Genomic DNA, 17,888 nt, shown 5'->3' with positions numbered 1-17,888 from the left:
ATACGAGCACTTGGTTGTGTCCGCATAAGCGACGCCCGGTATCGCAATCCCGGTGAGCACCATCGCGACTCCGAGCGCGGAGGCCCTGGCGGTGCGACTAAGCGTTCTCTTCATCGTTCCCCCGTCTGGCGGCATTGCCTTGTGGACAATGCGACGTATGTCCATGCATGGATCATACGGGCCCCTAGTCGCTGGGTCAACGCGTTCGACTTGGGGACGCCGGTATAGGGGCGGATCCGGCTCTGAAGCCGCCCCTATACTCGCCACCGTCAAGGAGGATCGGCGGCGAGGTTGTCATCCCCGAGATGCGTGGAAGGTTGTTTAGAAGTCGCGCAAGTAGGCGGGTTCATGGTCGGCGGGTGGAGCGGGTGGATGACGTCTTCCTTGCGTTCGTAGCAGCGTTGGAGCCGGTTCAACGCGTTGTGCCAGGAGTTCGTGCGCTCGACGTGCCACCGCTTGGTGGCTTGGACGGGGACCTTGGCGCCTTTGCGTGCGATCTCACCGGTCAGACCGCGTTCGGCGAGGAGTTCGCGGGTCGCGGCGGAGTCGTAGCCGGCGTCCAGGTGCACGGTGATGTCCTCGGGCAGTTGACCGAGATCTTCCACCCCGACCACGGCGGTCGCGGGTTGGCGACGGAGGCCGCCACCGCCCTGCTGGACTGGGGTTTCACCGAGTTCGGGTTGCACTGGGTCTACGGCCGCTGCCACTGTCGCAACACCGCCTCGGCCCGGCTGATGGAGCGACTCGGATGCGCCAGGAGGCACGCCAGGTCGAGAGTTACCTGTTCCGGGGGAGTGGGCCGACCAACTTGTCTTCGCGATCCTGGCACGCGAGTGGCAGGCCGAGACCCGCACGCCGCCGACGTGATCGTTCACCACGGCGACGTGCGGGTCGGGTCCACACCTCAGACCTGGCGGCCGAGCCACTCCCGGTAGGCGGTGGGCGCGATCACGGCGTCGTCGCCAGCGATGAGGACGTCACCGGACGTGGCGGCGAACATGCCGGCGGTGTCGTCGGTGGTGACGGTGCGCTGGTCACCGCGGGCGGCGAGCGTGACGCGCCCCAGCTCGTCGAGGGCGAAGACATCCGGGCCGGCGACGTTGCGGATGCCCTTGAGCGGCGCGCCCATGCTGACCTCGGCGACGGCCTGCGCCACGTCGGCGGCGGCCATCGGCTGCACCGGCGTCCTGGGCAGTCGGACGGTGGTGTCGTCGGCAGTCCAGGACATGATCGACTCGACGAACTCGAAGAACTGGGTGGCGCGGACGATCGAGTACGGGATCGGACCGGCCGTGAGGATCTCCTCCTGGAGGGTCTTGGCGCGGTAGTAGTCCAGGTCGGGCACCTGGTCGACGCCGACGATGGAGAGGATCACCGCGTGGCCTACGCCCGCGCGAGCGGCGGCGGCTAGCAGGTTGTCCATGGTCGTCTGGAAGAAGGCGGGCGAGGCCTCGTCGAAGGTCGGCGAGTTCGTCAGGTTGACGACGACCTCGGCGCCGGCGAGCCCGTCGGACAGGCCCTGCCCGGTGAGCAGGTCCACCCCGGTCGACGGCGAGAGCGGCACCGCCTCGTGGCCCGCAGCCTGGAGGATCTTGACGACCTGCGACCCGATGAGGCCGGTCCCGCCCAGTACGGCGATCTTCATGCCCATGCACCTTCCCGTTGCGTGTGGTCCGACTGCTGAGGCTCAGCCGATACTCGGACCTTCCTTGTCCGAGAACTATACTCGGACACAATGTGTCTGAGTAACGGGGTGGCTAGGGTGACGTCATGAAGATGTCCGGCGGGGTCGAGTGGGCGCTGCACTGCTGCGTGGTGCTCACCACCAGCCACACGCCCGTTCCGGCGGCCAAGCTGGCGGAACTGCACGACGTCTCCAGCAGCTACCTCGCGAAGCAGCTCCAAGCGCTCGCCCGCGCTGGCCTGATCCACTCCGTGCAGGGCAAGTCGGGCGGCTACGTGCTGACCCGCGCCCCGGAGAGCATCACCCTGCTCGACGTCGTCCGGGCCGTCGACGGGCCCGGCCCGACCTTCGTCTGCACGGAGATCCGCCAGCGGGGCCCCTTCGCGACCCCGGCCGACGCCTGCACCACGCCCTGCCCGGTGTCCCGGGCCATGTGGGCGGCCGAGGACGCGTGGCACCAGGCGCTCGCCGCGGTCACCATCGCCGATCTCGCCCGCGACGTCGACGCCACCTCCGGCCCCGAGGCGCTGGTCGGCATCCAGGCCTGGCTGACCGGCGGAGCCTGACCCGACCCCGCAGAGCCGGGCGAACACGGTCAGCCGGTGTGGCGTACCTCGGTGTCCCAGATCTGCGCCCACGGACGCCGCAGCCCCCGGCACACGTGGATCGGGCCGCCGTTCTCGTCGTTGTCCACCTCGACCCGCTGGTCCACCTGCCCGGCCGGGGTGCACTGCTCGAACCAGGTGTTGAGCTGGTCGGGGCGCTCCCAGCCGACGGCGATGACCACGTCCGCGTCGGCGGGCGGCCGACCGAAGTCGACCATGCTGTTGTGCCCGGAGTACGCCCGGGGCAGACCACGGGCCGGCCCGTAGCGGGCCACCGCGCCGGCCTCGCCGTAGTTGCCGGTGAGGACGACCGCCCGCGAACGCTCCTGCGGCGACAACCCACGATGGACAGCCGCGAGGGAGTCGGCGAACTCGGGCCAACCGATCGTCTCGCCGGCGTCGTAGTTGACGTCGACCACGAAGGCGGGCAACCGGTCGGCCGGCAGCACCGGCAGCAGCAGCACGACGTTGGGCAGCAGGAAAGGCACCACACCCAGCGCGAGCAACCCCCGACGCCACCAGAGTGACCCGCGCGAGGCCCACGCCACGGCGACCAGCGCACCGGCGGCGGTGAGGACCAGCAGCAGCGGCGCGTCGTAGTAGCCCTTGCCGCCGGCGATCAACACGATGCCGACCACGACCAACCACGCCCAGCCCACCGCCCGGTAGGCCCGCCACGCCGGTCGGCGGAGCAGCGCGACGAGACCGGCGATCCAGATCGGCACGGCGTACGGGCTGATGATGACGAACTGGAGCGTGAACGCGTCGAGCCGGCCACTGTAGGAGCTGTCACCGTCGGAGATGGACCCGGCAACGCCGAGCTGCGGGAAGCCGTTGGTCGCCTGCCAGATCAGGTTCGGCGCGGCCAGCAGCACGGCGATCCCGGCCCCGGCGAGAACCCACCGGTCGCGCAGCAGCCGGCGTGGCCCGGCGATGAGCACCCCGGCGACCAGGCCCACGGCCAGCAGCGCCGGCAGCAACTTGCTGAGCATGCCCACACCGAGCGCCAGCCCGATGCCCAGCGCCCAGCGGCTGTCACCGGTGCGCAGCAACCGCACCGCGCACCACGCCGCGACCAACCAGACCAGCAGGTCGACGGTGGTGGTGCTGAGCAGATGACCACTGGCGAGCACGATGCCGGAGAGCGCGGCGAGCACCGCCGCGAAGAGCTGCCCGCCCCGGCCGGCGCCCAATTCCCGGGCGATGCCGGCGACCAGCAGCACCGCGCCGCCGGCCAGCACCGCCGACGGGGTGCGCAGCACCACCAGGTTGCCCGGGGCGATCGTGTCGAGCAGCCGGGCCAGCACCGGGACGAGCGGCCCCTGATCGACGTAGCCCCAGTCGAGGTGCCGACCGGCGAGCAGGAAGTACAGCTCGTCGCGGTGGTAGCCGTAACGGCCGGCGAGCAGCAGGAGCGTCACTGTGGTCGCGGCGGCCACCAGCCACGGGCCGCGGGTACGAATGCCGGGCTCCGGCGGCCGCCCCGACGGCGGCGACTGGGTCGGCCGCTGAGGTCGGTCGATCTCGATCGCGGGCTCGCTCACCCGCTCATGATGACTGGCGGTGTCGCCGCGTGGGTGCCCCTACCGGCGTTCGGCACGGTCCCGAATGCGGGTGGCCGAGGCGGGTGCGAAGATCAGCTTTGTCACTCGGACCGAAAGGACGATATGCGCTATCGCACTCTGGGCAGCACCGGCACCGTGGTGTCCACCCTGTGTCTGGGCACGATGACCTTCGGCGCGGAGACCGCCGAGGCCGGCAGCTTCGCCCAACTGGACCGGTTCGTCGAGGCCGGCGGCACCTTCATCGACACCGCTGACGTCTACTCCACCGGTGTCTCCGAGGACATCATCGGGCGTTGGCTGCGCAGCCGACCCGACGTGCGTGACCGCCTGGTGATCGCCACCAAGGGGCGGTTCCCGATGGGTCCGGGGGCGAACGACGCCGGCCTGTCCCGGGTGCACCTCACCCGCGCCCTGGACGCCAGCCTGCGCCGTCTCGGCGTCGAGGCCGTCGACCTGTACCAGGCGCACGCCTGGGATCCGCTGACCCCGCTGCCGGAGACGCTGCGGTTCTTCGACGACGCGGTCAGCGCCGGCAAGATCCGCTACGCGGGGGTCAGCAACTTCACCGGTTGGCAGTTGCAGAAGGCCGCACTGCTCACCCAGCACCTCAACCTCACCCCGGTCGTGACCCTGCAACCGCAGTACAACCTGCTGGCTCGGGACATCGAGTTCGAGCTGGTACCGGTCTGTGAGAACGAGGGCATCGGCATCCTGCCGTGGTCACCGCTGGGCGGCGGGTGGCTGACCGGCAAGTACCAGCGCGACAGCACGCCCACCGGCGCGACGCGGCTCGGCGAGAACCCGCAGCGCGGCGTCGAGGCGTACGCCGGTCGCAACGCCGAGGAGCGCACCTGGCGGGTGCTCGACGCGGTCCGCCAGATCGCCGACGACCGGGGCGTGTCCATGTCGGCGGTGTCGCTGGCCTGGCTGGCGGCCCGACCGGCGGTCACCTCGGTGATCCTCGGCGCGCGGACCACCGACCAGCTCGACGACAACCTGACCGCCGCCGACCTGGTCCTCGACGCCGAGCAGACGCGGCTGCTGGACGAGGCGAGCGCCCCGCTGGTGGGCGACTACCCGTACGGCGCGGCCGGGGTGCGTCAGCGCGGCCGTGACCTGCCGGCCGGATCATGACCTCGTTTCCCGATCCCACCGACCCGGCCGGCAGGCTCACCGAGGTCTCCCTGCGCTACCTGGACGTGGTCGCCGAACTCGCGGGCGGCCCGACCGGGGAGTGAGGCCGTCGGCTCGATAATGGGCGGATGCCGCTGCTCGTCGTACCAGCAATGCCCGCCGGGAGCCTCGCCGCCCAGGAGCAACCCCACCTTCCGGTACGTCCCGGGCTGGCCCTGCGGCCGTGGCGCGACGACGACGCCCCGGCCGTCCGGGCGGCCTTCGACTGTCCGCAGATCCAACGGTGGCACGTCCGCCGCATCGACGGCGACGACGAGGCGCGGGTGTGGACGGCGCAGTGGGCCGGCCGTTGGCGTGACGAGACGGCCGCCAGCTGGGCGATCGTCGACGCCGACGACCGGCCGCTGGGTCAGGTGGGGTTGCGGGGCGTGCTGCTGGCCGAGGCGTCGGCGCAACTGTCGTACTGGTTGGTGCCCGCCGCGCGTGGTCGGGGCATCGCCACCGAGGCGTTGAGGGCACTCACCCGGTGGAGTTTCACGCGGGCCGGTCTGCACCGGCTGGCCCTGGATCACTCGACCGCCAATACGGCGTCGTGCCGGGTGGCCACGCGGGCCGACTTTCCGGTGGAGGGCGTGCTCCGGGGGTCGGTTCGCCACGCCGACGGCTGGCACGACATGCACCTGCACGCACGGCTGCGCACCGACGGCCCGATCTGATCACCCGGTCTACTCGATGGGCGGCACGGATGGTGTCGGCGCCGCACCATGCGTGTCGGCGCGTCGCATCGCCCGCAGCAGTCGCAGCGCGACGACGCCGGTAGCCACCAGCCCGCCGGCTCCCGCGACCATCAGTGTCACCGGGGCGGACGTGGCGTCCAGCAGGACACCACCGGCGAGATAGGACGTCGCGGCGGCGACCCCGATCGCACCGTACAGATTGCCGAAGACCCTGCCGAGCATGCCCGGTGGCACCGTACGTTGCAGCAGGGTGCTGGACGCGACGTCCATGGCCGCCAACCCGAAGCCACGAACGGCCTGCAGGGCGATCGCGGCGGCGACGGCCCAGGCGAGCCCGGTCAGCAGGTTGCCGACACTGCTGACGGCGAATCCCGCGATCAGCAGCAGCGGCATCGACGCCCTGGTGCCCCACCTGGACAGCATGGCGTAACCGGCCACCAGCCCGACACCGACGGCGCCCAGCAGAAGCCCGACCGCTGATCCGCCCACGTGGAAGGTGTCTTTGGCCAGCAGCACCAGGGCCACGTCGTCGACCCCGTTGAAGGCGACCACCGCGGTGAAGCCCAGGAAGATCACCCGCACCGTCGGAACACTCAACAGATAGCCGAGGCCCGCTCTGGCCTGCCGCAGCAGGGACGGCTGGCGCTCGTCGCCGGTCGTCGGCGGAAGTGAGGGGAGCCTCGCGAGCAGCATGGCCGAGACCAGGAACGACACGGCGTCGACGAGCAGCACACCACGCAGTCCGACCAGCGGGAACAGGGCCGCGGCGAGCAGTGGGCCGATCGCCTCTGCCGCGTTGGAGCCGAACCCGAGGGTGGAGTTGGCGGTCTCCAGGTCACGGTCATCGACGAGGGCGGGCACCGCCGCCCGAGACGCCGGCTGGAAGAGCTGCGACGCGGTGGCGCGAATCGCGACGAGAGCCAGCAACATCGGCAGCGAGGGCATCGTCAGGACGATGACGAGCAGGACCACAGCTTGGACGAGTTCGCAGACGACCATCAGTCGTCGGAGGTCGAGCCGATCAGCGAGGGCGCCGGTGAACGGACCCAGCAGGGATGGCGTGAAGTCCCCGACAAGGAGCAGAAGCGCGACCGCCAGCCCTTTACCCGTCGTCTCGGCGACGTGGAAAATCAGCGCGACAAGGCTGAGTGAATCGCCCGCGTACGAGACGAGCCGTGCCGAGAAGAGCGTTCGGAATGGCCTGTTGCGGCAAAGCAGCTGGATAGGACGCAACGGAGCAGCGTCTGCCACGGCAGACGCTGCTCCGGACATCTCGAAGGTCCCCTGTCGCTGAGGGCTGCGGTGAGGCGTCGTGCCGCCGATACCCGGGACGGGTGAACCAGCCTGTGGGTGAAGGTAGCCAGGAGAGCGTCGGCGAGCGCGGTATTTACCGTTGTCGGGAGCTGATTCAGGAAGCGACCGGAACGTTGGTGGTGGCCCCGCTGGCGTCGGTGACCCGTACCTCGGTCGCTGTCGCGGGCAGCAGTGCCGCGTCGCGGCCGACGTCCTGCCACTGGCCGTCGCCGACCCGGAAGCTCAGCGCTGACCCCTCGGCGGCGACGAGAACGCCCTGGTCGTCGGGCAGTCGTAGCCGCACAGGCAGGGGTGCCGACCAGTCCGCGGTCGTGCTGGCCACCGCTTCGAACGGCAGATATGTGCGGGCGAGCAACGCGATGACGTGGGACGGGTCGTCGTCGTACTGGACGGTTGTCACGAGGAGCCGCCGGCCGTCGGAGGTTGCCCCGTAGACCCACAGGAGGGGAGAGCCGTTGTGCGTGTGCGCTCCGACAGGGTCGATGTATTCGGCGAGGGCTTCGGTCGGCGCGTTCACCTCGGCGGCAGCGGGGTCGGTGCCCCAGACCTGCTGCGCACCGGGCAACGTGTGTCGGAGAAGCGGTGGCGCGGGCCGATCCTTGTTGTCGGGGAAGAGGATCTCGCTCGTACCGTCGATGTGAATCATGTTCTGCCGTTCCACGGGAGTCCTGGAAAGCGCGACGGTGAGCTTCGTGCGCTGCGGCGGCACCGACAACACCGCCGCACCGTCTCGGAACACCACCGGCTCGAAGGTCCGCTCGACCTTGCCATCGGGCTCGTACCTTAGTTGCGCGGAGAACTCCACCGGTTGCCCGAAGTCGAGCACAAGGAGCACGTCGCGCTGCGATCCGAGCAGTACCGCCTGCTCGAGGCCGTCTGTTTCGCTGCTGGTGGCCTGCGTCAGGGTGCGCACGCGCGGGCCACCGGCGGTGGGTTCGAGGAACCCCACCGTCGTGCCGTGCGCGGTGGCGTGGGCCACGTAGGCGGCCGGGCCAGCAGGCGTACCTCCTGCCCACACGACGTGCGGCTCGCCGCGCGTCCGATCCCCGGCCTCCTTGATCCGGCGCTGCCACACCTGGCGGACCTGCCGCAGGTATCCCTCGTCGGCGGCCAGATCACCGCGAGTGGGCTGGTCGAGCAGCGGTGAAGCGGCACGGGTGTCTCCAGCGTCGCCGGGCAGGTCGAGGACGCCAGCCATGGGCACGGCCACCACTGCCGCGCAGAGCGCCGCCAACACCACTCGCCGACGCACCACTCGCCGCCGCCCACCCCGACGCACCTCAGCGAGCAGACCCGGCGGGCTGACCAGGTCGTCCGTAGCGCGATGCAGGATGCCGCGCACGTCACTGTCGTTCATGGTCATCGCGAACTCCCGGTTCGAGTGATGGGTATGACGAGGTTCGACCCGGCCAGCGCCTCTCGCAGCCGAGCCAACCCACGGGAGGCGTGACTCTTCACCGCACCCTCTGAACAGCCCATCGCCGCCGCAACGTCGACGACCGGCAGGTCTTCCAGGTACCGGAGCACGACAGCGGCCCGCTGCCGCGCCGGCAACGCCCGCAGCGCCCCGACGACCAGTTCACGAACCGCCACCGAGTCGGCGTGGTCGCGGGCAACCCCGTCATGCTCGCCCAGTGACTGTTCCGGACGGCGGGCGCGCCACCGCCACCGGTTGATCGACCGGTTGACCAGCGCACGTCGCGCGTACGCCTCCGGGCTGCTCTGCACCCGACGCCAGCGCACATACACCTGCTCCAGCACCTCCTGGAGCAGGTCCTCGGCGGCGTGCCGGTCCCCGGTCAGCAGGAAGGCGACACGCAACAGCACCGCCGACCGTGTGCGAACGAAGTCGTCGAACTCCGCCCCGCGCGAATCCCTCATCTGACCTCCCGGCCTCGTCAACCAGCAAGACACCAGGTGCGCTCGCGAGGTTTACCGGTCCCGGCAACTTTGTCGCGGCGCTGGCCGCGGCGGGTCACACCGCCGAGAGCCTCGCGGGCCAGCTCGGCGTGCACCCGAAGACCGTCGCCAGGTGGGCGAACCCGGGCCACATTCCCCAGAGCCGCCACCGTGCGACAGTCGCGGGCCTGCTGGCGAAAGACGCCGACGCGCTGTGGCCGGACGTTATCCGTCGCCGTGAACCGGTGTGGTTCCGGCCCTGGGTCGACCTCGAACGCGAGGCCGTGACGCTGCGATCGTTCGAGCTCACGTGGGTGCCCGGGCTGCTGCAGACCGAGGCGTACGCTCGGGCGACGCTGGCCGGTGGGGTGCTGACACCGGAGGCGGTCGGCGAATTCGCCGACGCACGCATCGCCCGGCAGGCGATTCTCGGCCACAGCGGCGGGCCCCTGCTGATCGCCGTACTCGACGAGGGGGTGCTGAGGCGGCGCGTCGGTGACGACCGGGCGTTGATGGCGGCGCAGCTCGCGCGCCTGGTGGGTTACACCGAGACCGGCACCATCCAGCTGCACATCGTTCCGGCGGACGCGCCAAGCTACCCCGGGCTCGACGGGCCGTTCACCATCGCCGACATGCCGGACGGGTCACGGGTCGCGCACGTCGACAGTGCGGCACAGGCGCAGATCCTCGATCAAACGTCGGATCTTGTTAGCCTGGAACGGCGGTGGGAGCGTATTCGCGGCGAGGCCCTGCCCCGAGGGCGTTCGTTGGACCTTCTCAGAGAAGCGGCAGCATCATGGACATGACCGGTGCACGGTGGCGGAAGAGCACGAGGAGCGGCGGTAACGGTGGCAACTGTGTCGAGGTTGCCGACAACCTTCCGGGCGTGGTCCTGGTCCGCGACACGAAGGACCGCGACGGCGGCACGCTGACGTTCAGCGCGCAGTCGTGGCGTGGCTTCGTCACGATGGCCCGCGACGCCGGCTGACCGACCACATCGCACAAAGGCTCCCGGCCAGCGCCGGGAGCCTTTGTCGTGGGTAGGCCGGGTCGTCGGTCACCGTGCGTCGACCTTCGGTCTTGTCAACGGACGGCGGCGGGGTCGGCCGGTTGCGGTTGCGGGGTGGTCGGCCAGGTGAGTCGGCGTACGCCGGGAACGAGGGCGGTGCCCGCGCAGGAGGCGAGCACCAGCAGGCCGGCGACGGCCAGCGGGACGGGTGCGCCGAACGCGTCGGCGGCCAACGGCGCCAGCGCGTAGCCCAGCGGCATGGCGCCCAGCGACACCAGCCAGTCGTACGAGGTGACCCGGGCCAGGACCTCCGGCGGGAAGTGGTGCTGCACGACGGTCTCCCACACCGGGTTGAGGTAACCGAGGGCGGTCAGCGCCACCGCGTAGGCGGCGATCACCGCGGGGGCGGGCGCGGCGACCGCGAGCAGGAACAGCGGGGCGGCGTAGCAGGCCAGCCCAAGGTTGGCCAGCAGCACCGGTCGGTGCAGCCGGACCCGTCCGGCCAGCAGCGATCCGGTCAGCATTCCGATCGCGCCGGCCTGCAACAGCAGCACCCAGGTCGTCTCGCCGCCGAGACGGTCGATGGCGACGGCCGGCCCGAGGGTCATCAGCACGGCGGCGGCGCCGTTCCAGACGCCGTGCCCGAACAGGCTGGTCCAGAACCAGTCGCGGGCGCGTACCTCGCCGAAGCCGTGTCGCAGGTCGGCGAGGACGGAGCGGCGGGGGACCGGCACGTGGCGGACCCGCACCAGCGCGAGCAGCGTGGCGCTGAGCGCGAACGACGCGCCGTCCAGGATGAACGCCCAGCCGGGACCGGCGGCCCAGATCAGCGCGCCGGCCAGCGCCGGGCCGGCGAGGCGGCTGGTGTTGGCGGTGATTCCCATCAGCGCGTTGGCGCGCTGTCGCTCGGCGGGCTCGACGGTGCCGGCGACCAGCGGGGAAGCGGTAGGAATGGCGAACGCCGAGGCGGTGCCGCCGAGCGCGGACGCCACCACCACTGTGGTCAGCGACGGGTCGCCGCCGAGCAGTTCCACGCCGACCGCGAGCTGCGTGGCGCAGCGGACCAGGTCGGCCAGGAGGGCGACCCGGCGGGCGTCGAACCGGTCGGCAACCACCCCGCCGAACGGCAGCAGAACCAGCCGGGGCACGACCGCCGCGGCGAGGACGACGGCCAGCGCGCCGGTGGAGCCGGTGGCCCGCAGCACGGCCAGCGCCAGGGCGGCGGGCACCACCGCGTCGCCGAGGGCGGAGATGGTGCGCCCCAGGAACAGCAGCCGGAAGGAGTGGTCGCGCAGTGGGTGAGCCATGGCCACAACATACTTCGGCGTCGAATATTTTGACAATGAATATTTCGGCGTTGAGGTAAGGTGGCACGGTGACCACCACTCCGGACGCTGTCGACCGGCACATCGAGCGTTGGCTGCCCGTGGTGCCCGACCTCGACGCGGACGTCGAGGGAGCGGTGACCAGGATGATCCGACTGACCCGGCACCTGCGGGCCGTCAAGGAACGGGTCCTGCTCGACTTCGACCTGCCGGCCCACGAGTACGACACCCTGCACGCCCTGGCCGGCCGCGGTGGCCGGGCCGCACCCTCGGACCTCGCCGCGGACCTCACGATGGCTCCCGCCTCGATCACCGCGCGGGTGGACGCGCTGCTGCGACGGGGCTTCGTCCGCCGGATTCCGTCGACAGTCGACCGTCGACGCGTCGACGTGGAGCTCACCGAGGCGGGCCAGGCCGCCTGGCGCGGGGCGATGGAGGTCCAGGGCGCCGAGGAGCATCGCCTGTTCGGCGCGCTCACCCCGAGCGAGCGACGACACCTCTCCACCCTGCTGCGCCGGGTGCTGCTCGTCGCCGAAGAGCCACAGAGCACGCCCCAGACCGACTGAGCGGGGCCGAAATCGCGTGGCGGCGCGCGTACCGCTGATGCGAGGGTGACCGGCGTGACTGCGCATGTGCTGGCCGGGGCCCTGGCCGACGACGGACGGCGACGGATCTTCGCGGCGATCGTGCTGGGTGCGACCAGCGCGACCGAGGTCGCCGCGCGGACCGGCCTGGCGGCGCGGGTGGTGCTCACCGGGGTCCGCCGGCTCACCGACGCGGGCCTTGTCACCGGCGAGGACGGTGCGCTCGCGGCCGACGAGGCGTCGCTGCGGGCCGCCGCGCGTGACAGCCACCCGGCCGACGACGCCGACCTCGGCGTCGACCCGGTCCTGCGGACCTTCCTGCGGGCGGGCGTCCTGGTGAGCCTGCCGGCGCAGCGCGGCCGGCGTCGGGTCCTGCTCGCGCACATCGCCGAGCAGTCGTTCGAGCCGGGCACCCGCTATCCGGAGCGGGCCGTCGACGACGCGCTCAAGCCGTGGTGCGCCGCAGGCGGGTCGGATCACGCGACGCTGCGCCGGTATCTGATCGACGAGCAGTTGCTCACCCGCGAGTACGGCATCTACCAGCGGCCCTGAACGTCGACTACGGGAACCGTCTGGTCGCGGAGGATCTTGCTAGCCTCGGCGCATGACCTCCTGCACGCCCGCCGATGGCCCGCCGGACCTGTTGTTTCTGCTCTCCTGGGCGAGTCACGCGTTGCAGACCGAGCACGCCGCCGGGCTGGCCGAGCTGGGCATATCGCCGCGGGCGCACTACGTGCTGGCGCAGGCCCACACCGGCGAGCTGACCCAGCGGGAGATCGGCGAGCGGTGCGGTGTGGACAAGACCACGATGGTGGTGACGCTCGACCAGTTGGAACGGGCCGGCCTGGCCGAGCGCCGCCCGGTGCCAACGGACCGGCGGGCCCGGATGGTCGCTGTGACTCCAGCGGGGGAGCAGGTGCTGCGGCAAGCGCAACAGGTGGTCCGCCGCATCCAGGACGACCTGCTGGCAACCCTGCCCGAGCAGGACCGGGAGGTGTTCCTGCGGGCTCTCCTGGGGTTGGTGAGCGGACCACTGGCCAACACCTCCCCGTACGCGCCGGGGGCCCGCTCCGGCTGTTAGTTCCGAGAAAGATAGTTCCGAACAAGACTATCTGTTACGGTCGTACTCGTTCGTTTCCCCTGAACGAGGAGCCGTCATGAGTGCTGCCACCGTCACGACCCCCGCCCCGTCATTACTGCGCCGCCGCGCCCTCGGCGTCGCCGCCGCTGTCGTGGCCCCCCTGGCCATCTGGGTGATCGGCGCGTTGGCCGGAGTCGACTACACCGTCGAGAGCCCGGGCCAGCCCGCCACTGTCATCGGAGCCGGCGCGATCGTCATGATCGCCCTGGTGGCCGCCCTGCTCGGCTGGGCGTCGCTGGCGCTGCTGGAGCGGTTCGCCAGCCGGGTCGCTCGACCGGTCTGGATCTCGCTGGCCATCGTCGTGACGGTGCTGTCCTTCGTCCCCGTGCTCAGCGTCGAGGCCACCGGCGGCGCCAAGCTCGCGCTCGGCGCGACGCACGTGGCCGTGGCGGTCGCGTTGATCGCCCTGCTGCCCCGCCCCCGCCGGTAGACGGCACCCTGGTATTCCCCCCCGCCCACCTCGTGTCGCGCTGACCACGGGGTGGGCGAAACCCTCAGGACCTGACGCGCCGAGGTTGCTAGCATCGCCGTCATGGCACGAGGTATCTGGTCGCAGAAGGTCCGCTCCGCCCGCTGACGGCGGCGCTCTTCGTTCTGCTGAATTCGCGCTCGCCGTCCCGGTTCCCGCCGGGCGGCCGTCACCTGCTGCCCGGCTCCATCGCGAGCTGCGGAGCACCGTTGAACCTCACACCGAACCCCGAATCCATGTCCCGGCCCGTCGAGGCCGGCAGTGCGCACGTCCGCGCCACCGACGTCACAGTGACCCGCGGGTCCCGGCGCGTCCTGACCGACGTCTCGGTCACCGTCTCCGCCCGTTCGAGGGTGGCGGTCGTCGGCGAGAACGGCCGCGGCAAGACGACGCTGCTGCACGTCCTCGCCGGGCTGATCACGCCGGACGGCGGCACCGTGCGGCGGGCCGGCACGATCGGACTGGCCCGCCAGGAGCTACCCGCCCGCGACGGCGAGACGGTCGGCACCCTCACGTCCGAGGCTCTCGCCGCGTCGCTCAGCGCCCTCGCTGCGCTGGACGAGGCGACTCTCGCCCTGGCCGCCGGCGCCCCGAGCGCCGAGGACCGCTACGCCTCCGCGCTCGACGCGGCCACCCGCCTCGACGCGTGGGACGCCGAGCGCCGCGTCGACGTGGCACTGGAGGCCCTCGACGCCTGCACCGACCGCGACCGCCCCCTGGCGACGTTGTCGGTGGGGCAGCGCTACCGGGTGCGGCTGGCGTGCCTGCTCGGCGCCCGCCACGATGTGCTGCTGCTCGACGAGCCGACCAACCACCTCGACGCCGGCGGCCTGGACTTCCTGACCCGCCGGCTCCGCGAGCACGACGGCGGTCTCGCCATCGTCAGCCACGACCGGGCGCTGCTCCGCGACGTCGCGGACCGGTTCCTCGACCTCGACCCCACCCACGACGCGAAGGCGCGGCTCCACGCCGGCGGTTATGACGCCTGGCAGGACGCCCGCCGTCGCGAGCGGGAGCACTGGGAGCAGGAGTACGAGCAGCAGCAGACCGAGCGTCGACGACTCCAGGACGCGGTGTCGAAGGCCCGCGACCGGCTCTCCACCGGCTGGAGACCGGACAAGGGGACCGGCAAGCACCAGCGCCAGTCCCGCGCGCCGGGCGTCGTGCAGGCCCTGAACCGGCAGCAGGACGCGCTCCAGGCACACCGGATCGACGTACCGAAACCACCGCCGACGCTGCGGTTGCCGGACCTCGGCGTACGACAGGGCGCGCCGCAGGTACGCGCGCAGGGTGTCGCCGTCGACGGGCGGCTCGTTGGTCCGGTCGACCTCACCATCGACGGCGGCGACCGGCTGCTCGTCACCGGGCCCAACGGCGCCGGGAAGTCCACACTGCTCGCGGTGCTCGCCGGAGCGCTCGAACCCTCCGACGGGTACACCTGGACGGCGAGGGAGGCCCGGGTCGCCCGGCTCACCCAGGAGACCGCCGGGCAGGCCCCCGACCTCACCGCCGACGAGGTGTACGCCGGCCAGGTGGGACGCCTGGTGTCCGCCGGGGTGCTGCCCGCCGCCGAGGCCGTGTCGCTCGGATCGCTCGGGCTGCTGGACTCAGCCGCGACGCGTACGCCCGTCGGGCGAATGTCGCAGGGGCAGCGGCGCCGCCTCGATCTGGCGCTGGTGTTGGCCGGGCGGCCCACAGTGATCCTGCTCGACGAGCCGACCAACCACCTGTCGTCGACGCTTGCCGACGAGCTGACCGCCGCGATCCGCGCGACGAGTGCCGCTGTCGTCGTCGCCACCCACGACCGGCAGTTGCTGCGGGATCTGGCCGACTGGCCGCTGCTGCGGGTCGGCCAGGCCACGACACCGAGCACCCGGGCGACCGGATAAAGCCGTTGACCGGGCGGTGATGATCAACAGGTGACCGTCACCGCCCGACCCACCTGGACGACAAGCGCCAGCCGGCCCGACCACCCCGACGCGGTGCTGCTGCTGCGCGAGTACATGACCGAGATGGTGGTCCGCTACCACCGTCGCCCGGCCCGGCCCGGTGAGGTCGACGCCGCTCTGGCCGAGCTGCCCAGCGACGACCTGACCGCGCCGAGCGGGTTGCTCCTGCTCGCCCACCACGGCACCGACCTGGCCGGCTGCGCCGGGCTGCGCTGGCAACCGGGATGGGCCGAGCTGACCCGGGTGTTCATCCGCGGCGAGCATCGCGGCGCCGGTGGGGGCGCCGTGCTGCTCGCCGCCGTCGAAGAGCAGGCCCGTGCGGCCGGGGCGCACCGGATCCGGCTCGACACCCGGCACGACCTGGTCGAGGCCCGCGCCCTGTACGCCCGGCACGGCTACGCGGAGATCCCGGCGTACTCGCGGGGCCCCTACGCCGACCACTGGTTCGAGAAGCAGTTGACGTTCGCTTCCGAAGACGCTAAATAAGAAGAGGAAGTTGAGTCACCCCGGCTCAACTCATCACCTTCGGCCAGGAGATCCGAGGAGGCATGACCATGTTGATGCGTACCGACCCGTTCCGCGAGATCGACCGGCTCGCCGAGCAGTTCTTCGGTACGGCGGCCCGTCCCGCGACGATGCACCTTGACGCCTACCGCGACGGCGACCACTTCTACGCGGCGTTCGACCTGCCCGGCGTCGACCCGGACAGCATCGACTGCACCGTCGAGCGCAACGTGCTCACCGTCCGCGCCGAGCGTCGCCGGCCCGCCGGCGACGGCGTCGAGCTGGTCGCCGCCGAACGCCCGATGGGCACCTTCACCCGGCAACTGTTCCTCGGCGACACGCTCGACACCGACAAGCTGGAGGCCGGCTACGAGAACGGGGTGCTGACGCTGCGCATCCCGGTGGCCGAGCGCGCCAAGCCCCGCCGGGTGACCATCCAGGCCAACGGCGCCGCCCGCCGAGAGATCAAAGCCTGACCCACCACGGTGACGGGTGGGATCGGCGCGCCTGCACGCCGATCCCACCCGAGGCTGAGAGCCTTTTTCACATGGTGTTCTCCGACGCTCCGGTGCTCGCCCGCCCGTCCGCGCCACCGGCGCTGCCGAGCGGGCCGGTCGAGGTCACCGAGGCGTGGCTGCGCAACCGGCGGCTGTCCGAGCACACCCGAGACGCCTACCGACGTGACGTCACCGGCTGGCTCACCTGGTGCAGCGGTCACGACCTCGACCCGCTGCGGGCCACGTTCCTGCACGTCAACGAATACGCCCGTGCCCTGGAGAGCAGCCTCGGCACCCGCAGTGGCCGCCCACTGACCCCGGCGACAGTCGCCCGCCGACTCTCGGCGCTGTCCAGTTGGTACGACTTCCTGGTCAAACTGGGCGCTGTGCCGGCCAACCCGGTCTCCGGCGCCGACCGCCCCCGCGTCGACCGGGACCACTCCGCCACCGTCGGGCTCACCCCCGAGGAGGTGGACGCCCTGCTCAGCGCCGCCGACGCGGACACCGGCGCGACCGCCGTCCGCAACCGGGCGGCCCTCGCGCTCCTCGCCGACCTGGGCCTGCGGGTCGGCGAGCTGATCTCGCTGGACCTGACCGACCTCGGCACCGAACGCGGCCACCGCAGCGTGCGTTTCGTCGGCAAGGGCGGCAAACAACGCCGCCGCGCCCTCACCCCCGGCACCGGCTACGCCCTGGACGCCTACCTGGCCCAGCGGGCCGCCACCACCGGCGTGCCGGTGCCGCAGCTCACCGGCCCGCTGCTGGTCACCGCCAGCGGTGCCCGGCTGGACCGACACTCGGTGTTCCGGATGGTCCGTCGGCTCGCCCGCGCCGCCGGCATCCCGGCCTGGGCGAAGCTGTCCCCGCACTCGCTGCGGCACGCCTTCGCCACCACGGCCCGCTCGGAGGGCGTGCCGTTGGAGGACGTGCAGGACGCCATGGGGCACGCCGACCCGCGCACCACCCGCCGCTACGACCGGGACCGGCACAACCTCGACCGCGACCCGGCCTACGCGGTGTGGGCGGCCCGGTCGCGTCGTCGCGGCTGAGCAGCGCGGGCGGCGCTGCCGCGGCTCTGCGTCCGCCCGTGTCAGCTCTGTGGGCGGGGGCAGATGCAGAACGGCTGCCCGATCGGGTCGAGAAGCACCACCCACCGCTCACCACCGGGCTGGAAGGCCGGCTTCGACGCGCCAGCGGCGACGAACTTCTCCTCCGCCGCCGCCAGGTCGTCGACGTAGAGATCCAGGTGGTAGCGCTTGTCGCCGGTCTCGTCCGGCCAGGAGGGCGGTCGGTAACCCTCCACCAGCCCGAAGCCGATGGAGACGCCACCGGAGCTGATCATCGCGTATTCCGATTGGCTGTGGGTGACCTCCCAGCCGAGCGCCTCGTGATAGAACGCGGCGTGGCCGGCGGGATCGGAACTGTCGAGGTTGACCATCGCGAGGTCGGCAGAAACTGTCACGCCGGCAGTA

At 71.6% G+C, this 17,888-nt stretch carries 21 protein-coding genes and 1 pseudogene; 14 read left to right on the top strand and 8 right to left on the bottom strand.

From position 1 onward, the window contains the following. Positions 1–269: 269 nt before the first annotated feature. Positions 270–590 (bottom strand): annotated as a pseudogene (locus ACLQ3F_RS06345) (hypothetical protein); the annotation flags it as partial. On the opposite strand from ACLQ3F_RS06345, the gene ACLQ3F_RS06340 reads away from it, so the two are divergent. Next, entirely contained in the window at positions 564–935 is a 372-nt protein-coding gene (locus tag ACLQ3F_RS06340) for a GNAT family N-acetyltransferase (protein ID WP_425847004.1), read from the top strand. The pseudogene ACLQ3F_RS06345 and the gene ACLQ3F_RS06340 sit on opposite strands and share 27 nt — an antisense overlap. Here the strand turns inward: ACLQ3F_RS06340 and ACLQ3F_RS06335 are convergent. Then, entirely contained in the window at positions 905–1,645 is a 741-nt protein-coding gene (locus ACLQ3F_RS06335) for an SDR family oxidoreductase (protein ID WP_425847001.1), read from the bottom strand. The two genes, ACLQ3F_RS06340 and ACLQ3F_RS06335, sit on opposite strands and share 31 nt — an antisense overlap. Before the next feature lie 125 nt (positions 1,646–1,770). On the opposite strand from ACLQ3F_RS06335, the gene ACLQ3F_RS06330 reads away from it, so the two are divergent. After that, the gene (locus ACLQ3F_RS06330) at positions 1,771–2,250 is read left to right on the top strand and encodes an RrF2 family transcriptional regulator (protein ID WP_208741183.1); all 480 of its coding nucleotides are present in this window, start codon (positions 1,771–1,773) and stop codon (positions 2,248–2,250) included. Between the two features lie 29 nt (positions 2,251–2,279). Here the strand turns inward: ACLQ3F_RS06330 and ACLQ3F_RS06325 are convergent, their stop codons facing one another. Next, complete coding sequence (locus tag ACLQ3F_RS06325) at positions 2,280–3,833, bottom strand: ArnT family glycosyltransferase (RefSeq protein WP_425846998.1); 1,554 nt, start codon at positions 3,831–3,833, stop codon at positions 2,280–2,282. A gap of 123 nt (positions 3,834–3,956) precedes the next feature. Here ACLQ3F_RS06325 and ACLQ3F_RS06320 point away from each other — a divergent pair, with 123 nt between their 5' ends. Together ACLQ3F_RS06320 and ACLQ3F_RS06315 are read left to right on the top strand one after the other, a co-directional pair. Beyond that, positions 3,957–4,988: an aldo/keto reductase gene (locus ACLQ3F_RS06320; RefSeq protein ID WP_425846995.1), complete on the top strand. Its 1,032-nt coding sequence runs from the start codon at positions 3,957–3,959 to the stop codon at positions 4,986–4,988. A 128-nt stretch (positions 4,989–5,116) separates the two neighbouring features. Further along, positions 5,117–5,704 (top strand): GNAT family N-acetyltransferase, encoded by a 588-nt coding sequence (locus ACLQ3F_RS06315; RefSeq protein ID WP_355493520.1) that lies wholly within the window; start codon positions 5,117–5,119, stop codon positions 5,702–5,704. A gap of 9 nt (positions 5,705–5,713) precedes the next feature. Here the strand turns inward: ACLQ3F_RS06315 and ACLQ3F_RS06310 are convergent, their stop codons facing one another. The 3 genes from ACLQ3F_RS06310 to ACLQ3F_RS06300 all read right to left on the bottom strand — a co-directional run bounded on the left by ACLQ3F_RS06310 (position 5,714) and on the right by ACLQ3F_RS06300 (position 8,920). After that, positions 5,714–6,997, bottom strand: a complete 1,284-nt coding sequence (locus ACLQ3F_RS06310) for an MFS transporter (RefSeq protein WP_425846992.1) — start codon at positions 6,995–6,997, stop codon at positions 5,714–5,716. A 136-nt stretch (positions 6,998–7,133) separates the two neighbouring features. Next, on the bottom strand, positions 7,134–8,402 hold the full coding sequence (locus ACLQ3F_RS06305; RefSeq protein WP_425846990.1) for a hypothetical protein: 1,269 nt from the start codon (positions 8,400–8,402) through the stop codon (positions 7,134–7,136). After that, positions 8,399–8,920 (bottom strand): SigE family RNA polymerase sigma factor, encoded by a 522-nt coding sequence (locus tag ACLQ3F_RS06300; protein WP_355493517.1) that lies wholly within the window; start codon positions 8,918–8,920, stop codon positions 8,399–8,401. Before ACLQ3F_RS06300 ends, ACLQ3F_RS06305 begins: the two co-directional genes overlap by 4 nt. Before the next feature lie 80 nt (positions 8,921–9,000). On the opposite strand from ACLQ3F_RS06300, the gene ACLQ3F_RS06295 reads away from it, so the two are divergent. Beyond that, positions 9,001–9,744, top strand: coding sequence for a DUF5753 domain-containing protein (locus tag ACLQ3F_RS06295; RefSeq protein ID WP_425847395.1), 744 nt, complete (start codon positions 9,001–9,003; stop codon positions 9,742–9,744). After that, positions 9,735–9,926 (top strand): DUF397 domain-containing protein, encoded by a 192-nt coding sequence (locus ACLQ3F_RS06290; RefSeq protein ID WP_425846987.1) that lies wholly within the window; start codon positions 9,735–9,737, stop codon positions 9,924–9,926. The genes ACLQ3F_RS06295 and ACLQ3F_RS06290 overlap by 10 nt, the downstream gene beginning before the upstream one ends. 95 nt (positions 9,927–10,021) lie before the next feature. Here the strand turns inward: ACLQ3F_RS06290 and ACLQ3F_RS06285 are convergent, their stop codons facing one another. Continuing rightward, on the bottom strand, positions 10,022–11,254 hold the full coding sequence (locus tag ACLQ3F_RS06285; protein ID WP_425846984.1) for an MFS transporter: 1,233 nt from the start codon (positions 11,252–11,254) through the stop codon (positions 10,022–10,024). Positions 11,255–11,322: 68 nt separating this feature from the next. Between ACLQ3F_RS06285 and ACLQ3F_RS06280 the strand changes: the two genes are divergently transcribed. The 8 genes from ACLQ3F_RS06280 to ACLQ3F_RS06245 all read left to right on the top strand — a co-directional run bounded on the left by ACLQ3F_RS06280 (position 11,323) and on the right by ACLQ3F_RS06245 (position 17,465). Then, positions 11,323–11,838 (top strand): MarR family winged helix-turn-helix transcriptional regulator, encoded by a 516-nt coding sequence (locus ACLQ3F_RS06280; RefSeq protein ID WP_425846982.1) that lies wholly within the window; start codon positions 11,323–11,325, stop codon positions 11,836–11,838. Between the two features lie 54 nt (positions 11,839–11,892). Then, a complete protein-coding gene (locus ACLQ3F_RS06275; protein ID WP_425846979.1) occupies positions 11,893–12,408 on the top strand; it encodes a DUF2087 domain-containing protein in 516 nt (171 codons plus the stop codon). A gap of 52 nt (positions 12,409–12,460) precedes the next feature. Continuing rightward, on the top strand, positions 12,461–12,937 hold the full coding sequence (locus ACLQ3F_RS06270; RefSeq protein WP_425846976.1) for a MarR family winged helix-turn-helix transcriptional regulator: 477 nt from the start codon (positions 12,461–12,463) through the stop codon (positions 12,935–12,937). Positions 12,938–13,013: 76 nt separating this feature from the next. After that, positions 13,014–13,427, top strand: a complete 414-nt coding sequence (locus ACLQ3F_RS06265) for a DUF6069 family protein (RefSeq protein ID WP_425846973.1) — start codon at positions 13,014–13,016, stop codon at positions 13,425–13,427. A 248-nt stretch (positions 13,428–13,675) separates the two neighbouring features. Further along, complete coding sequence (locus ACLQ3F_RS06260) at positions 13,676–15,355, top strand: ABC-F family ATP-binding cassette domain-containing protein (protein ID WP_425846970.1); 1,680 nt, start codon at positions 13,676–13,678, stop codon at positions 15,353–15,355. A gap of 30 nt (positions 15,356–15,385) precedes the next feature. Next, positions 15,386–15,901 carry a GNAT family N-acetyltransferase gene (locus ACLQ3F_RS06255; RefSeq protein WP_357204540.1) on the top strand — a complete coding sequence of 172 codons (516 nt, stop codon included), beginning with the start codon at positions 15,386–15,388 and terminating at the stop codon, positions 15,899–15,901. 68 nt (positions 15,902–15,969) lie between these two features. Beyond that, entirely contained in the window at positions 15,970–16,395 is a 426-nt protein-coding gene (locus ACLQ3F_RS06250) for an Hsp20/alpha crystallin family protein (RefSeq protein ID WP_355007589.1), read from the top strand. Between the two features lie 71 nt (positions 16,396–16,466). Beyond that, a complete protein-coding gene (locus ACLQ3F_RS06245) occupies positions 16,467–17,465 on the top strand; it encodes a tyrosine-type recombinase/integrase (protein ID WP_425846967.1) in 999 nt (332 codons plus the stop codon). A gap of 41 nt (positions 17,466–17,506) precedes the next feature. Here ACLQ3F_RS06245 and ACLQ3F_RS06240 read toward each other — a convergent pair whose 3' ends face one another. After that, the gene (locus tag ACLQ3F_RS06240) at positions 17,507–17,878 is read right to left on the bottom strand and encodes a VOC family protein (protein WP_425846966.1); all 372 of its coding nucleotides are present in this window, start codon (positions 17,876–17,878) and stop codon (positions 17,507–17,509) included. Positions 17,879–17,888: the final 10 nt, after the last annotated feature.

Origin of the sequence: Micromonospora sp. DT15 (genome assembly GCF_049841475.1) — a bacterium.
GTDB lineage: Bacteria > Actinomycetota > Actinomycetes > Mycobacteriales > Micromonosporaceae > Micromonospora.
Note: the sequence above shows the minus strand (reverse complement) of the source record. Positions and strands in the feature narration are given on the sequence as shown.

Bases quoted from the DNA above. Each gene is read 5' to 3' on its own strand.
- ACLQ3F_RS06335 (WP_425847001.1), bottom strand. From the start codon at position 1,645: ATGAAGATCGCCGTACTGGGCGGGACCGGCCTCATCGGGTCGCAGGTC.
- ACLQ3F_RS06330 (WP_208741183.1), top strand. From the start codon at position 1,771: ATGAAGATGTCCGGCGGGGTCGAGTGGGCGCTGCACTGCTGCGTGGTG.
- ACLQ3F_RS06320 (WP_425846995.1), top strand. From the start codon at position 3,957: ATGCGCTATCGCACTCTGGGCAGCACCGGCACCGTGGTGTCCACCCTG.
- ACLQ3F_RS06315 (WP_355493520.1), top strand. From the start codon at position 5,117: ATGCCGCTGCTCGTCGTACCAGCAATGCCCGCCGGGAGCCTCGCCGCC.
- ACLQ3F_RS06310 (WP_425846992.1), bottom strand. From the start codon at position 6,997: ATGTCCGGAGCAGCGTCTGCCGTGGCAGACGCTGCTCCGTTGCGTCCT.
- ACLQ3F_RS06305 (WP_425846990.1), bottom strand. From the start codon at position 8,402: ATGACCATGAACGACAGTGACGTGCGCGGCATCCTGCATCGCGCTACG.
- ACLQ3F_RS06300 (WP_355493517.1), bottom strand. From the start codon at position 8,920: ATGAGGGATTCGCGCGGGGCGGAGTTCGACGACTTCGTTCGCACACGG.
- ACLQ3F_RS06290 (WP_425846987.1), top strand. From the start codon at position 9,735: ATGGACATGACCGGTGCACGGTGGCGGAAGAGCACGAGGAGCGGCGGT.
- ACLQ3F_RS06285 (WP_425846984.1), bottom strand. From the start codon at position 11,254: ATGGCTCACCCACTGCGCGACCACTCCTTCCGGCTGCTGTTCCTGGGG.
- ACLQ3F_RS06270 (WP_425846976.1), top strand. From the start codon at position 12,461: ATGACCTCCTGCACGCCCGCCGATGGCCCGCCGGACCTGTTGTTTCTG.
- ACLQ3F_RS06265 (WP_425846973.1), top strand. From the start codon at position 13,014: ATGAGTGCTGCCACCGTCACGACCCCCGCCCCGTCATTACTGCGCCGC.
- ACLQ3F_RS06250 (WP_355007589.1), top strand. From the start codon at position 15,970: ATGTTGATGCGTACCGACCCGTTCCGCGAGATCGACCGGCTCGCCGAG.
- ACLQ3F_RS06245 (WP_425846967.1), top strand. From the start codon at position 16,467: ATGGTGTTCTCCGACGCTCCGGTGCTCGCCCGCCCGTCCGCGCCACCG.